This window comes from Cellulomonas sp. SG140, from assembly GCF_025770785.1.
Taxonomy (GTDB): Bacteria; Actinomycetota; Actinomycetes; order Actinomycetales; family Cellulomonadaceae; genus Cellulomonas.
The window spans coordinates 214,624-228,785 of sequence record NZ_JANZLA010000006.1; the positions used below are offsets into that span (position 1 = coordinate 214,624).

The 14,162-nt window shown below is 73.0% G+C and carries 10 protein-coding genes; 1 reads left to right on the forward strand and 9 read right to left on the reverse strand.

Annotation, left to right across the window (positions count from 1 at the left end):
• Positions 1-14 precede the first annotated feature (14 nt).
• The 6 genes from N0B34_RS12855 to N0B34_RS12880 all read right to left on the reverse strand — a co-directional run bounded on the left by N0B34_RS12855 (position 15) and on the right by N0B34_RS12880 (position 9,946).
• On the reverse strand, positions 15-1,130 hold the full coding sequence (locus N0B34_RS12855) for a DegT/DnrJ/EryC1/StrS family aminotransferase (RefSeq protein ID WP_263731793.1): 1,116 nt from the start codon (positions 1,128-1,130) through the stop codon (positions 15-17).
• Positions 1,127-1,864: a NeuD/PglB/VioB family sugar acetyltransferase gene (locus N0B34_RS12860; RefSeq protein WP_263731794.1), complete on the reverse strand. Its 738-nt coding sequence runs from the start codon at positions 1,862-1,864 to the stop codon at positions 1,127-1,129. Before N0B34_RS12860 ends, N0B34_RS12855 begins: the two co-directional genes overlap by 4 nt.
• On the reverse strand, positions 1,861-2,997 hold the full coding sequence (locus N0B34_RS12865) for a DegT/DnrJ/EryC1/StrS family aminotransferase (RefSeq protein WP_263731795.1): 1,137 nt from the start codon (positions 2,995-2,997) through the stop codon (positions 1,861-1,863). The genes N0B34_RS12860 and N0B34_RS12865 overlap by 4 nt, the downstream gene beginning before the upstream one ends.
• Entirely contained in the window at positions 2,997-3,998 is a 1,002-nt protein-coding gene (locus tag N0B34_RS12870; protein ID WP_263731796.1) for an NAD-dependent epimerase/dehydratase family protein, read from the reverse strand. The genes N0B34_RS12865 and N0B34_RS12870 overlap by 1 nt, the downstream gene beginning before the upstream one ends.
• Positions 3,995-5,068 carry a Gfo/Idh/MocA family protein gene (locus N0B34_RS12875; protein WP_263731797.1) on the reverse strand — a complete coding sequence of 358 codons (1,074 nt, stop codon included), beginning with the start codon at positions 5,066-5,068 and terminating at the stop codon, positions 3,995-3,997. The genes N0B34_RS12870 and N0B34_RS12875 overlap by 4 nt, the downstream gene beginning before the upstream one ends.
• A gap of 171 nt (positions 5,069-5,239) precedes the next feature.
• A complete protein-coding gene (locus N0B34_RS12880; protein WP_263731798.1) occupies positions 5,240-9,946 on the reverse strand; it encodes a DUF4082 domain-containing protein in 4,707 nt (1,568 codons plus the stop codon).
• 234 nt (positions 9,947-10,180) lie between these two features.
• Between N0B34_RS12880 and N0B34_RS12885 the strand changes: the two genes are divergently transcribed.
• Positions 10,181-10,828 (forward strand): DapH/DapD/GlmU-related protein, encoded by a 648-nt coding sequence (locus N0B34_RS12885; RefSeq protein WP_412175745.1) that lies wholly within the window; start codon positions 10,181-10,183, stop codon positions 10,826-10,828.
• Between the two features lie 98 nt (positions 10,829-10,926).
• Here N0B34_RS12885 and N0B34_RS12890 read toward each other — a convergent pair whose 3' ends face one another.
• The 3 genes from N0B34_RS12890 to N0B34_RS12900 all read right to left on the reverse strand — a co-directional run bounded on the left by N0B34_RS12890 (position 10,927) and on the right by N0B34_RS12900 (position 13,907).
• Complete coding sequence (locus N0B34_RS12890; protein ID WP_263731799.1) at positions 10,927-12,456, reverse strand: sugar transferase; 1,530 nt, start codon at positions 12,454-12,456, stop codon at positions 10,927-10,929.
• Between the two features lie 110 nt (positions 12,457-12,566).
• The gene (gene pth / locus N0B34_RS12895; RefSeq protein WP_263731854.1) at positions 12,567-13,190 is read right to left on the reverse strand and encodes an aminoacyl-tRNA hydrolase; all 624 of its coding nucleotides are present in this window, start codon (positions 13,188-13,190) and stop codon (positions 12,567-12,569) included.
• Between the two features lie 93 nt (positions 13,191-13,283).
• Positions 13,284-13,907, reverse strand: a complete 624-nt coding sequence (locus tag N0B34_RS12900; RefSeq protein WP_263731800.1) for a 50S ribosomal protein L25/general stress protein Ctc — start codon at positions 13,905-13,907, stop codon at positions 13,284-13,286.
• Positions 13,908-14,162 lie beyond the last annotated feature (255 nt).

Here is a 14,162-nt window from a genome sequence, read left to right on the forward strand (position 1 = left end):
GGGCTGCGGCGTCGTCACGGAGCCGTCCGCGCCACGGAGCGCGCGAGCTGCTCCACCACCTGCTCCTGCTGCCCGGCCGTGAGGTGCGGGAACATCGGCAGGGACAGGATGCGGTCCGCCGCCGCCTCGGCGACGGGGAAGGCGCCGCGACCCAGACCGAGGTCGGCGTACGCGGCCGTCAGGTGGACCGGCGTCGGGTAGTGGATGCCGACCCCGATACCGGCGGCCGACAGCTCGGCCAGGACCCGGTCGCGCTCCTCCACCTGCACCACGTACAGGTGCCAGATGTCCTCGTTCCCCTCGGCCGTCGTCGGCAGCTGCACCGCGTCGACACCGTCCAGCAGCACGGCGTAGCGGTCCGCAGCCGCGCGACGGGCGGCGTTCCACGCCTCGAGGCGCCGCAGCTTCGCGGCCAGCACGACGGCCTGCACCGTGTCGAGGCGCGAGTTGAAGCCGATCACCTCGTGGTCGTACTTGTGCGCCGAGCCGTGCGCCGCGATGACCCGGACCGACCGGGCGACCTGGGCGTCCGACGTGGTGACCGCCCCACCGTCACCGGCGGCGCCGAGGTTCTTGCCCGGGTAGAAGCTGGTGCCGGCCGCGAGCCCGAACGTGCCGGCCGAGCGGCCGTTGCGGCGGGCGCCCTGCGCCTGGGCGGCGTCCTCGATCAGCGGGACGCCGGCGTCGGCGGCGATCTTGCCGAGCTCCTCGACGGGCGCCACCTGGCCGAACAGGTGCACCGGGACGATCGCCTCCGTGCGCGGACCCACTGCGGCCCGGACCGCCGCGGGGTCCATCAGCAGGTGCACCGGGTCGACGTCCACGGGGACCGGCACGGCACCGATGCGCGAGGCGGCCTCCGCCGTCGCGATGAACGTGTTGGCCGGGATGATCACCTCGCCACCAGGGCGAACCCCCACGGCGCGCAGCGCGAGCTCGAGCGCGTCGGTGCCGTTGGCGACGCCGACGCAGTGCGCCGCGCCGACATAGGCCGCGTAGTCCGCCTCGAAGGCGCTGACCGCGGGGCCGCCCACGAACGCCGTGGCGGCGAACACCTCGTCCAGGCCGGTTCGGACCTCGTCCGCGACCTCCGCGTGCTGGGCCTTCAGGTCCACGAACGGGATGCTCATGCTGCCCCTGCTCTCTGCTCGTCCGGGGCCGTCCCCGGCCCCGCGTCGTCCGTCGTCTCGACCCGTGCGCTCACGCCGTGCCGGGGTACCCGCACCGCGGCGGCGAGGTGGCGGGCCGGCACGCCCGCCCACGTCTGCCCCGCCGGCAGGTCGGCGACCAGCGCCGCGCCCATGCCGAGCGTCGCGCCCGCACCGACCTGCACGTCCTCGCGGACCGTGGAACCGGTGCCGAGGTACGCCGCCCTGCCGACGCGCACGCGGCCGGCCAGGTGCACGCCGGCGCACACCGTGGCGTAGTCCTCCACCACGTCGTCGTGGGTGAGCGTCACGTGCGGCATCACCGCGACGTGCCGGCCCACGGTCACCGCGGCGGTGAGCACGGTGCCCGCCAGCAGGATGCTGCCGGCACCGACGCTGCAGCCCGGCGGCACCTCGACCCCGGGGTGGACCACGGTGGCGTACCGCTGCTCGTCGACGCCGAGCTGCTCCAGCCGGCCCACGAGGGCCTCGCGGACCGACCCGCGACCGGCGCAGACCAGCACCTGGACGTCTGGGCGGTCGCGGAGGGCCTGCACCGGTCCGAGGACGGGGACGCAGTCGACCGTGGTGCCCTGCCGGACCGGGTCGTCGTCCACGAAGCCGACCACCTGGTACATCGGGTGCATCCGGAGCAGCGCGAGGACCTCCCGCGCCAGGCCGGACGTGGTGACCAGGACCAGGGGCGTGCCGCTCATGCGGACTGCCCGGCGCTGCGGAGCGCGTCGACCACGCGGTGCTGCTCCGACTCCGACATCTGGTGGAACACCGGCAGGATCAGCGTGGTGTCGGTCAGGTGCTCGGTCACCGGCAGAGGGACGTGGTCTGTCGCGGCGTACGCGGGCTGCCGGTGGGACGCCATGATCCCGCGCCGGGCGGAGATGTCCTGGTCGGCCAGGTGCGCCAGCAGCCCCTCCCGGTCGAGCGGGTACTCCGGTCCCACCTCGACCCAGAACGACTGGAAGTTGCACGTCCCCCAGGCAGGGTCGGCCACCGCGCGGAGCCCGGGGATGTCGGCGATGTGCTTGGCGTACGTCGCGGCGATCTCCCTGCGGCGGGCCACCACCTGCGACAGCTTGCCCAGCTGGACGATCCCGACCGCCGCCTGCAGGTCCGTCATCCGGTAGTTGTAGCCGACCTCGAGGTACTCCTCAGGCGGGGCGAGCACGCTGGCGTGCCGGGCCGCCGCGGAGACGCTCATGGCGTGCTCCCGCAGCCGACGTGCCCGCGCGGCCCACTCCTCGTGCGGGGTGGTCAGCATGCCGCCCTCCCCCGTGGTGACGATCTTGCGAGGGTGGAAGGACCACGCGGCGACGTCCGCACCGGCACCGACAGGGCGGCCGCGGTACGTCGAGCCGGCACCGCACGCCGCGTCCTCCACGACGACGATCCCGCGCGGGTCGGTCACCGCCCGGATGGCGTCGAGGTCGACCGGCACGCCGCCCTGGTCGACCACCACGACGGCGCGGGTGCGGTCGGTCAGCACGGCGGCCACCGTCTCGGCCGTGAGGTTGCCGGTGACGGGGTCCACGTCGGCGAACACGGGTCGGGCGCCGACGTACGTCGGGGCGTTCGTGGTGGCGACGAAGGAGAACGACGGCACCACCACCTCGTCGCCCGCCTGCACGCCGGCGACCACCAGCGCCAGGTGCAGCGCCGTGGTGCAGGACGACGTCGCCACGGCGTGCGGCACGTCCATCGCCTGCGCGAACGCCTGCTCGAAGGCGGCGACCCGCGGGCCCTGCGCCACCCAGCCGGACGCGATCACCTCGGTGACCGCCGCGATCTCCTCCGGGCCCAACCAGGGCTGCATCACGTTGATCCGCGACATCAGGCACCCGCCCCGCTCAGCGCCCGGCCCGCCGCGATCTGCTCGCGCTGCGGGCGCCACCACTCCACCAGCTCGCGCAGCCCGTCCTCGAGCCCGACGGTCGCCTCGAAGCCGAGGTCCACCCGCGCGGCGGTGGTGTCCGCGAGCCGCCGGGTCACCCCGTTCACCGCCCGCTCCGGGCCGTGCTCCACCTCGAGGTCGGAGTCCATGGCGCGCAGCAGCGCCTGCGCCAGCTCGAGGAGGCTCGTCTCCGTCCCGCTCGCGACGTTGTAGACGCCGTCGCGGATGTCGGAGGCTGCGGCGAGCAGGTTCGCGCGGGCGATGTCCCGGGTGAAGACGAAGTCCATCGTCTGCTTCCCGTCACCGAAGATCAGCGGCGGCTTGCCGTCGGCGATCCGCTCCATCCAGCGCACCAGCACCTCGGTGTACAGGCCGTGCACGTCCATCCGCGGCCCGTACACGTTGAAGTACCGCAGCACCACGTAGTCCAGGCCGTACATCGCCCTGAAGCTGCGCAGCATCCCCTCGTTGAAGGACTTCGCCGCGCCGTAGAAGGTGTCGTTGTTGTGGTGGTGGTGCCGCTCGGTGGTCGGGAACTCCTCCGCCAGCCCGTAGACCGAGGCGCTGGAGGCGGCGACGACCTTGTCGACCTTGGCCGCCACGGCCGCCTCGAGCACGGTGAACGTGCCGTCCACCAGCACCTCGAGCGCCAGCCGCGGGTCCTCGGCGCACTGGGTGATCCGGATCGCCGCCTGGTGGAACACCAGGTCCTGACCGCGGGTCACGTCGTGCACCAGGTCACGGTCACGCAGGTCCCCCACCACCAGCTCGACCTTGCCGCTGGCCATCGCGTCCGCCAGGTTCTCCCGACGGCCGCGCACCAGGTTGTCCAGCACGACGACGTGCGCGGCGCCCGCGTCGAGCACCTGGTCGACGATCGTCGAGCCGATGGTCCCCGCACCACCCGTCACCAGGACACGAGCTCCGGCGAGGGCGGTCATGCGAGCACCCCCGCCATCGGCTGCGCGACGGTGTCGCGGAGCTGCGTCAACCGACCCCCGTCGGTGAGCGAGAGCGAGGCCGCCTCGAGCACGTCCAGGACCCGGATCCCGGCGCTCGCGTCCGTGCGTGGGGCACGCGCCTCACGGATCGCCGCCGCGAGCTCACCGACCATCACGCCGAGGGCCTCCCGCTCCGGCAGGGCGGGGGCCCACGCGTCGCCGAGCCGGTAGGAGATGTTCACGGCCCGCTTCTGCGCCGCGTCGGCGCCGGCGCCGGCCACCAGGTCGATCCCGCGGTCGTACACCGTCACCCGCTGCTGCGGCTGCAGGTCGTCCCACACGATCGTGCGCTTGCTGCCCCCGATCACCACCTGCCGGATCTTGGTGGGGCTGAGCCAGTTGACGTGCACGTGCGCGATCGCACCGTCCGGCAGCGGGAGCGTCAGGTAGCCGACGCACGCCTGGCCGACACCGAGCGGGTCGGCGCCCTGGGCGGCCACGCCGGTCGGCACCAGTCCACCGGGGAGGATGAAGTCGAGGATCGACAGGTCGTGCGGCGCGAGGTCCCAGAACACGTCGACGTCGGGCTGCACCAGACCGAGGTTGATCCGCACCGAGTCGACGTAGTGGATGTCGCCGAGCGCGCCGTCGGCGATCAGCTCGCGGATCTTCAGCACCGGCGCCGTGTAGCAGAACGTGTGGTCGACCATCAGGACGCGGTCCACCTCGGCCGCGAGGGCCCGCATCTGCCGCGCGGCCGCGCCGCCGTCGGCGATCGGCTTCTCCACGACGACGTGCTTGCCGGCGCGCAGGGCCGCGGTGACCAGGGCGGCGTGCGTGCGGGCGGGCGTCGCCACCGCCACCGCGTCGATGTCGTCGCGCGCCAGAAGGTCGTCCACGGACGTCATCACCTCGACCGTCGAACGCGCCCCGACCACGCGGCGGGCACGGCTCTCGTCCAGGTCGCACACGGCCACCAGGTCCCAGTCGGGGCTGGTGCGGAAGTTGCGGGCCAGGTTGGGGCCCCAGTAGCCGGCGCCGATCACGGCGGCGCGCAACTGGTCGGTCATGACGTCCCTCGATTCGCTCGGTCCGTCCAGTCTCACGGGCGATGCGCCCGCTGTGACCCGGTATGTCGGGTTTTCACCCCGGTGCTGCGGGGTGAACAACCCGTTCGGAGCAGCACGACGCCGGACGCCCCGCGGTGTTCCCGCGGACCGTCCGGCGTCGAGCGGCTCGCGTCAGCCCGCCGGGACGAACACCAGGTCGACCCCGTACCAGGCGTTCGACGACGAGCCGGGGAACCCGGAGCCGTAGACGTAGGCACCGGCGCCCGCCGGTGTGGACAGCACACCGGAGGTGACGGGGCTCGCGAGCATGTTGGGCGTGACGGCGTACCCACCCGTCGAGGACAGGTACGACGCGACGTACGTCTGACCCGCGGTCAGCGTGACGGGTGCCGGGAGCGGAACCGTCTGCCAGCCGGAGGCCGACTCCGACGTGGACGGCGCCTGCGCCATCAGGGTCTGGCTCGGACCCCACAGCATCACGGTGTGCGTGCCGGTGTTCGCCGCTCCCTTGTAGAAGCGGATCGCGGTCACGGAACCGGCCACGCTCGCCGTGAAGGTGGTGCCGACCTGGACGGTGGCCGGGTCGTTCCACGACGGGTAGGTCGGGACGGTGCTGTCCGGCCAGATGGTCACGGCCGTCGGCGCGGGCGCCGCGGTGGTGAACGTCCACGACCCGCCGGTCAGGGCCGTCCCGCCGAGGCTGACCGCCGCCGAGTACGACGTGCCGGCGGCCAGCGCCGCCGACGGCGTGAACGTCACCGTCAGCGAGGTGCTGTCGTAGGACACCGCACCGGCGACCGCACCGGACGGACCGGTCAGGGCCAGCGTGGGCGTACCCGACGCCGGCGCCTTGGACAGGGTCGCCGAGATCGTGGCGCCCGTGGAGACGCCGGTCGCACCGGCCGGTGGCGCCGTGGACGTCACCGTCGGCGGGCTCGGCGGCGCGAGCGTGAACAGCACGTCGACGAAGTAGTTCGACTGCTGCCAGGTGTTCGTCGGGAAGCCGCCGCCGTACAGGTAGCGCCCGTTGCCCGATGCCGGTGCCGTCAACGGCCCGCTGACGACGTCCGCGGTGAAGAAGTTCGACGTCACCGCGTAGTGACCCTGGGGTGCGAGGTACGAGACGACGTAGGTGGTGCCGACCGTGACCTCGTACGGCGTGCTGAAGGTCGCCGTCTGCCAGCCGCTGCTCGTCTCACCGGTGAACGTCACCGTGCGCAGCGCCGTCCCGGTCGAGCTCCACAGCGTGCCGGTGTGGGTACCGCCGTTGCCGGTCCCCTTGTAGAACCGGACGCCGGTGATCAGCCCGCTCTGCGTGGGCGTGAACGCGACACCGAGCTCCACGGAGGACGCGTCGTTGGCGGCCGCCGTCTGCGGTGCGACCGAACCGAACAGCGTGCACGGGCAGCCGCCTGCGCTGGCGGTGGTGAACGACCACGTCACCGGTGCCGACGTCACGCCACCGGTGGAGGTGAGCGAGCTCGTCGTCGCCGTGTACGTCACGCCGGCGGCCAGGGCGGCGGCCGGGGTGAACGTGAGGGTGAGCCCGTCGGCGGACACGGCGCTGGTGCCGGTGACCGGGGTGGACCCGGTCGCGAGCGACAGCGTCGCGCCCGAGGCCAGCGGGGCGCTCATGGTGACGGAGACGGTCGTCCCCGTCGACACGCCGACGTCGCCGTCGGCGGGTGTCTGCGAGACGACGGTGAGCGGTTGGGCCGCCGGGGTGAACACCACGTCGACCAGGTAGCTGGTGGACGTGGTGGAGCCGGGGTACGCGTCGGCGTACGAGTACATGCCGCTGTCGCTCGCCGTCCGGAGCGGCGCACGCTGCACGCCCGTGCCGGAGAACGCGCCGGCGGTGGCGGAGTAGCGCCCGACCGTCGTGCGGTACGAGACGACGTACTCGGTGTCATGGGTGATGTGGACCGGCGTGGAGAACGTCGCCGTCTGCCAGCCCTCGGTGCTCTCGTTGGTGAACGTCACCTGGGCCAGCGGGGTGCTGGACCCGACCGCCCACAGGGCGCCGACGTGCGTGCCGCCGTTGTTCGGCCCCTTGTAGAACCGCACGCCGTTGACCACGCCGTCGGAGCTGCTCGCGAACCGGGTGCCGAGCGTCACCGCCGAGTAGTCCGGCACCTCGAGCGTGGCCGGGGTCGCCGAGTCGTTGTAGAGCGAGACGGGTGAGCCGCCGGCCACCTGGTCGGGCGCCGCGGTGGTGAAGCTCCACGACGCCCCGCCGCTGACGCCGCCGGTGTTCGACGTGGCCGCCGCCGTCACGGTGTACTTCGTCGACGCGGCCAGCGCGGCGCCGGGCGTGAACGTCGCGACGCGGGAGGTCGAGTCGTAGGTCGTCGTGCCGGCCACCGACGTCCCGCTGGAGGACACCATGGTGAGCGCGACGGAGCTGGCCGTGACGTCCTTGGAGAACGTCACCTGGATCGGCGTCCCGGACGGCACGCTGGTCGACCCGGGCAGCGGCGACTGACCGCTGATGGTCAGCGGGGTGGTGTTCACGTCCGAGAACAGGACGTCCACGTAGTACTGCGACGCCCCGTACGTCTGCGTCGGGAAGGCTCCCGCAGCCGCGTAGACGCCGCCGTAGGTGCCGAACCCGCCCGGCGCCGCCAACGGTGCCTGCGTCCGACCCGCGTACCAGAACGCCCCGCTCTGCACGGCGTACCCACCGGCGGGAGCGGTGTAGGAGACCACGTACGTGGTCCCGGCCTGCACGGGGACCGCCTGGGAGAAGGTCGCCTGCTGCCAGCCGCTGGCCGACTCGCCGGAGAACGTCACCGACGCGAGCCGCTGCCCCGAGCTGGTCCACAGCGAGCCGACGTGCGTCCCGGTGTTCGCGGTGGACTTGTAGAACCGCACGCCGGTGACGTACCCGGCGGTCGTCGTGGAGAACTTCAGACCGAGCTCGACGGCCGACGTGTCGGACGCCGCCGGCACTGCCGGGACCGTGGACCCGTACAGCGTGCAGGGGCAGGAGACACCGACGGACACCGAGGCTGTCGCTCCGGTGTTGGCGCTGTCGTCGGTCGCGCGCGCCAGGATCGGGGTGCTGCCCAGCCCCGCCTGCTGGTAGGTGTACGACCAGCTGGTCGTCCCCGTCGCCGGATGCCACGTCGTCCCACCGTCGGTGGACACCTCGACGCCGGCGACGACCCCGCCGCCGCTGTCCGACGCCGTGCCGGTGACCGTGACGTTGGTGCCGTTGGGCACGGCCGCACCGGCGATCGGCGACGTGATGACGGTGGTCGGGCCGACCGTGTCGGTCGAGGCCGTGGCCGCGACCAGGCTGGTGTCGAGGGTCAGCGGCTGGGCGCCCATGTCGGCCAGCAGGTTGACCATCGCCTGCCGCATCCGCGGGTCGGCCGCCGCGCCGTCCCCGTCGTGCGTCTGGTCCAGGCCCCACGACCACTGGATCGAGCCCGCCGAGAACACCAGCGCACCGCTGGCGGCCCGGTACAGCGAGAGGTGGTTGGTCGTCGTGCCCGGCTGCACCACCGTCCCGAAGTCCTGCAGGTACTGCGGCACCGCGCCGACCGTCGTGGACAGGAAGATCTGCCCTGCCGGCCGGAAGCCGTTGTCCGGGCTCTCGTCGGACTCGTACCCGACGGTGTGCGCGGCCAGGGTCGCCGTGGTGCCCGGGGACAGCGACGCCAACGACGTGTTGCGCCACAGCCGCAGCTTGCCCTCGGTCGAGGAGACCTGGACCGCCAGGTCCGTGTTGTTGGACATGTACAGCGTGCCGGTCAGACCGTTCTCCGGCAGCCCGCCACCTTCGGAGGGTGGAGCGAACCGCGGGTCGCGCCAGGTGCCCGTCCACTGCGGCGAGGGGTCGATCTTCGCGTCCGACCAGGTCTCCTTGTAGGACACCAGCGTCCGGTAGCTGGTCGACGTCCCGTCGATCGACGGCTCGTAACGGGTGCGCCAGTACACCTCGTTGCCGCTGAGGAACACGAGGTTGACCCCGGCGTCCCGGGCCGCCTCGACGTTGGCCCGCTGCGCCCCCGACCAGTACTCGTCGTGCCCGACCGACAGGAACGTCTTGTGGTTCTTCAGCAGCGCGCCGTAGCGGTCGGTGTCGACGCCGGACACGTAGCTGACGTCGTACCCGTTCTGCTCGAGGAAGCGGACGGTGGCGTACTCGGAGCTGAAGTAGAAGTCGCGGCCGCTGTTCAGGCCGCGGGTCGAGACGGGGCGGTTGTAGCTGATCTTGTAGGCGCGACCCGGTCCGCCGCCCTGGTAGAAGTCCGACCCGCCGTACGTGTTGTACGCCTGCCAGGTGGGGTCGGACGTCTGCATGACGATGCTCGAGTGGCTCGAGTCGTCACGGACGATGAACGTGATCTGGCTGGAGTCGTTGAGCTTCGGGTCGGTCAGCTTGGCGACGTAGACGCCGGACACGGCGGTGGTGGGCACCGTCCACGTGGCCGAGATCGCCCAGTTGCCGCAGTCGTAGTTCTCCGTCGTGGCGTCGCTGATGCACTGCGGCTGCTTCTGCGGCAGCGTGGCCGACGGCGTCACCGAGGCGATCTTGCGGGCGCCGAGCCCGCCGTACCAGCCGGTCCGGTAGATGTCGATCGTGTAGGCCGACGCGGCGGTGTCGATCTTGAAGCCGATCGTCCCGCCGACGTTGACCGAGATGTCGGTGGCGAAGCCCTGGATGCTCGCGTCACCAGCCCCCGAGATGTCCCACACCGAGGGGTCCGTCCCCGGCTTGGAGTTCTCGCAGACGATCGGGTTGCTGCCGGCGCCGCACGGGTCGGCGGCGCTGGCCGGCACCGCGAGCGCCACGAGCCCCAGGGCTCCCGCGACGGCGGCGACGGTCCATGCGGCGACTGCCCGGCGGACGGTGGTACGACGACCCATGACCTGCTCCGGTCCCGTTCTGCTGGCCGTCGCGGGCCGACCGAGTCATCGGGGCGCGCGACGCACGACCGGCACGTCTACCGGTCCATAACCGGACAATAGGGCCCTAACCGGGCATCGCTGCTACCCGTCGGACAAGATCACCCACCCCGCTCGGCTCGCCGACCCGCCGGCCCGGCAAGATGACGCGGGCGACGCCCCGACACGGCGGCGAGCGTCCGAGGAGGAGGCACCGTGACCGACCAGAACCAGTCGCAGCAGCGCGAGGGCGACACCGCCCCCGGACCGACGATCGCGGCGACCGCCGACGTCGACCCGCGCGCCTCCGTCGGCACGGGCACGCGCGTGTGGCACCTGGCACAGGTGCGGGAGGACGCGGTGGTCGGTGCCGACTGCATCGTCGGCCGGGGCGCCTACATCGGTCCCGGGGTCCGCGTCGGCGACCGGTGCAAGATCCAGAACCACGCGCTCGTCTACGAGCCTGCCGTGCTCGAGGACGGCGCCTTCGTCGGGCCGGCCGTGGTGCTGACGAACGACTACTACCCGCGGGCGGTCAACCCGGACGGCACCCTGAAGTCCGCCGACGACTGGCTCGCGGTCGGGGTGACGGTGCGGACCGGGGCGTCCCTCGGCGCGCGCTCGGTGTGCATCGCGCCGGTCGTCGTGGGGCGCTGGGCGCTGGTGGCGGCCGGTTCGGTGGTGACGACGGACGTGCCCGACTTCGCGCTCGTCGCCGGGGTGCCGGCCCGGCGGATCCGCTGGGTGGGACGCGCCGGGCACCCGCTCGAGGACGCGGGCGACGGACGGTGGCGGTGCCCGGTGACGGGCGAGCTCTACGTGCAGGACGGCGAGACGCTGACGCCGGTCGACCGGTCCGCCTGAGCCCCGGACCGGCGCGGCGACCGTGAGGGGCTACGGTCGCCCGCCCGGGCGGCGGACCGGCCGACGGCAGCTGGTGCCGGACGACCGCACGGAGGCCCTCAGTACGCGCCCGCCGAGCCCAGCACGGCGCGACCCGTCTTCCACAGGATGAGCAGGTCCATCGCGACGGACCAGTTGTCGACGTACCGCAGGTCCAGGCGGACTGACTCGTCCCACGACAGGTCAGACCGGCCGCTGACCTGCCAGAGGCCGGTCAGGCCGGGCCGTACGTGCAGGCGGCGGAAGACGGCGTCCTGGTAGGCGTTGACCTCCTCCGGCAGCGGCGGCCGCGGGCCGACCAAGGACATGTCGCCGCGCGCGACGTTCCACAGCTGCGGCAGCTCGTCGATCGAGAACCGACGCAGCACCCGGCCCACCGGCGTCACGCGGGGGTCGTCGTGCATCTTGAACATCAGACCGTCGCGGTCGCTGCGGTCCAGCAGCGCCGCCTTCCGCTCCTCGGCGTCCACGTACATGCTGCGCAGCTTGACCATGGTGAACGGCCGGCCGTCGATACCCACCCGCTCCTGACGGAAGAACAGCGGACCGGGGCTGGACAGGCGAACACCGAGCGCCGCGAAGGCGATCAGGGGGGCGGCCGCGATCAGCAGCCCCGTGCCGAGCAGCCGGTCGAGCAGGCTCTTGACCAGCAGCCGCCGCCGCGGGGCGACCGTCTGGACCTCCAGGAGCGAGAGTCCGGCGGTCGGACGCACGCTGACCCGCGGACCGAGCACCTCGACCAGGCCCGGCGCCACGACGAGGTCGGCGCCGGTGCGGCCGAGCGCCCAGGACAGGCGACGCAGCGCGTCCCCGGTCAGCACCGCGCCGGCGACGACGACCGTCTCGATCCGGTGGTCGTAGGCCACCTGCGGCACGTCCGCGAGGGCGCCGAGCACGCGGACGCCGTCCTGCGGCGGCTCGTCGGTCACCGACGGCAGGCAGATGCCGACGACGCGGTACCCGTGGTGGGTGGATGCGCGCAGGTCGGTGATCGCCTGGTGCACCGAAGCCGCGTCGCCGACGACCAGGGTGCGCGCCATCGCCAGGCCGTCGCGCCGGTTGCCGTGCAGCCAACGCCGCAGGACGTAGCGCCCGACCGACACCGACGTCGTCAGCAGGGCCGCGAGCACCAGGACGAGGAGGCGGGGGAACGCCACACCGACGAAGGCGCCGGCGAGCGCGGGGACCACCACCGCGGCGAGGCCCGCCCACAGGATCGCCTGGAACTCCCGGGGTCCGTCGCCGACGGCCGTGCGGTCGTACCCGTGGCCGAGCGCGACCGTGCCGAGGAACGCCACGACGGCCGCACCGACCGCCGGCAGCGCAGGGACCTCGAGCTGGGCCAGCACCACCGCCCACGTCGCGCACGCCAGCGTCAGACCGAGGTCGAGCAGCACGGCGCGGCGCGTGTACCGCGCCGACGCGGGTCGCCAGGACTCGGCCTCGGCACCCTCCAGAGCCACCTGCTCGCCCGCCAGGAACGGCTGGGTCGAGGCCCACGACCGGCGCGGTCCGGCCGCGGCGCGTCGGCGCTCCGTGAGCGCGGCCAGCTCGGCCGTCGTCACGGTGAAGTCCCGCAGATCCGTCATGCCCCGCCCCCCGATCAGGTGTGTCGGGGTTGAGGCTATTGCGGATGTTCTGTGGGGATAAGACCCAATTGTCCGATTCGGGAGGCTTTCACCCGCTTCCGACGGGTGATCTAGCCCGGGTCCTTGGTATGGAACCGCTGCTGCGCGACGTGCAGGCCCTCGAGGACGACGGCCTCGACGACGTCCGCCGCGCGGTCCACCAGCCAGGGGACGTCGGCGCGCTCGGCCGACCCGAAGTCGTGCAGCACGTAGTCCGCGGCGTCCATCCGGCCGGGCGGCCGGCCGATGCCGACCCGGACGCGCACGTAGTCCCGCGTCCCCAGGGCCCGGCTGGTGTCGCGCAGACCGTTGTGGCCGCCCTCTCCCCCGCCCTGCTTGACGCGGACGTCGGCGAACGGGATGTCCAGCTCGTCGTGCACCAGCACCGTCCGCTCCGCCGGGACGCCGTAGTAGCGCGCGAGGGCCGCGACGGGACCGCCGGACTCGTTCATGTACGTCGTCGGGCGGGCGAGCACCACGCGGGGACCGGGTGCTCCTCCGGGCAGCGTGCCCAGCCGCGCCTCGGCGACGGTCGCCTGCGGCCGACGGCCGGCGAGGCCACCGGGACGGCCCAGGGTGCTGCCGGTGCGACGGGCCAGCTCCTCGACCACCATCGCGCCGAGGTTGTGCCGGTTGCCCGCGTACTGGGGCCCGGGGTTGCCGAGCCCGACGACGAGCCACGGTGAGTCGGTCACCACGTCAGCCTCCTGCGTGCAGCGGTCGTCGGCCGGGACGTGAACGCGCCCGGCACCGTGTCGGTGCCGGGCGCGTCACGTGGAACCGGTCGGTCAGGCCTCGGCGGCGGCGGCCGAGTGGGCCGACTGCTCGGCGGCGAGCTCGGCGGCGGCCTCCTCGGCAGCCAGGTCCTCGGCGGAGGCGTGCGGCACGGACACCGTCACGACGATGTGCTCGGCGTCGGTGAGCAGCGTGGTGCCGGCCGGCAGGGTCACGTCGCCGGCGTGCACGATCGCGCCGTCCTCGAGACCCTCGATGGAGACCTCGACGGCCTCCGGCAGGTGCGTCGCCTCGGCCTCGAGGGACAGCGACTGGGTCTCGACCACGTGGATGGTGCCGGAGGCCGACTCACCGACGACGTGCACCGGCACGTCGACGGTGACCTTCTCGCCGCGGCGGACGATCAGCAGGTCGACGTGCTCGATCACCTGGTGCACCGGCTCGACCTGGACGTCCTTGGCCAGAGCCAGCGTCGTCTTGCCGTCGAGCTCGATCGCCAGCAGCGCGTTGGAGTGCTTGACCGCCAGCATCAGCTCGTGGCCGGGCAGGGCGACGTGCACGGGCGCGGTGCCGTGGCCGTACAGGACGGCGGGGATCTGGTGGGCGCGGCGCAGGCGACGGGCAGCGCCCTTGCCGAACTCCGTGCGGGCGGTGGCGACGAGCTTGGTCTCGGCCATGGTGTCTCCTCGTGGTCGGTGTCGCGGCCACGAGGCGCACGACGGAAGTCGGAAGCGATGTAGAGCGATCAGGTCGGTGGGCCTCGACGCGGGGCGCTGGACGGGCAGGCGGAGGCATCCGCACCCAGTCGATCACGGAGCCGGGACGCCCGTTCGAGGCCCACATCGCTGCGGGTCCCACGGCCGACCGTCCGACATCCCTCGCCGAGGCAACCCGAGGATCCTACCGGTCGGCGGGAGTGGCTCCCAACCCCG

Coding starts and splice junctions, on each gene's coding strand:
- N0B34_RS12855 (WP_263731793.1), bottom strand. CDS start 1,130: ATGAGCATCCCGTTCGTGGACCTGAAGGCCCAGCACGCGGAGGTCGCG.
- N0B34_RS12860 (WP_263731794.1), bottom strand. CDS start 1,864: ATGAGCGGCACGCCCCTGGTCCTGGTCACCACGTCCGGCCTGGCGCGG.
- N0B34_RS12865 (WP_263731795.1), bottom strand. CDS start 2,997: ATGTCGCGGATCAACGTGATGCAGCCCTGGTTGGGCCCGGAGGAGATC.
- N0B34_RS12870 (WP_263731796.1), bottom strand. CDS start 3,998: ATGACCGCCCTCGCCGGAGCTCGTGTCCTGGTGACGGGTGGTGCGGGG.
- N0B34_RS12875 (WP_263731797.1), bottom strand. CDS start 5,068: ATGACCGACCAGTTGCGCGCCGCCGTGATCGGCGCCGGCTACTGGGGC.
- N0B34_RS12880 (WP_263731798.1), bottom strand. CDS start 9,946: ATGGGTCGTCGTACCACCGTCCGCCGGGCAGTCGCCGCATGGACCGTC.
- N0B34_RS12890 (WP_263731799.1), bottom strand. CDS start 12,456: ATGACGGATCTGCGGGACTTCACCGTGACGACGGCCGAGCTGGCCGCG.
- N0B34_RS12900 (WP_263731800.1), bottom strand. CDS start 13,907: ATGGCCGAGACCAAGCTCGTCGCCACCGCCCGCACGGAGTTCGGCAAG.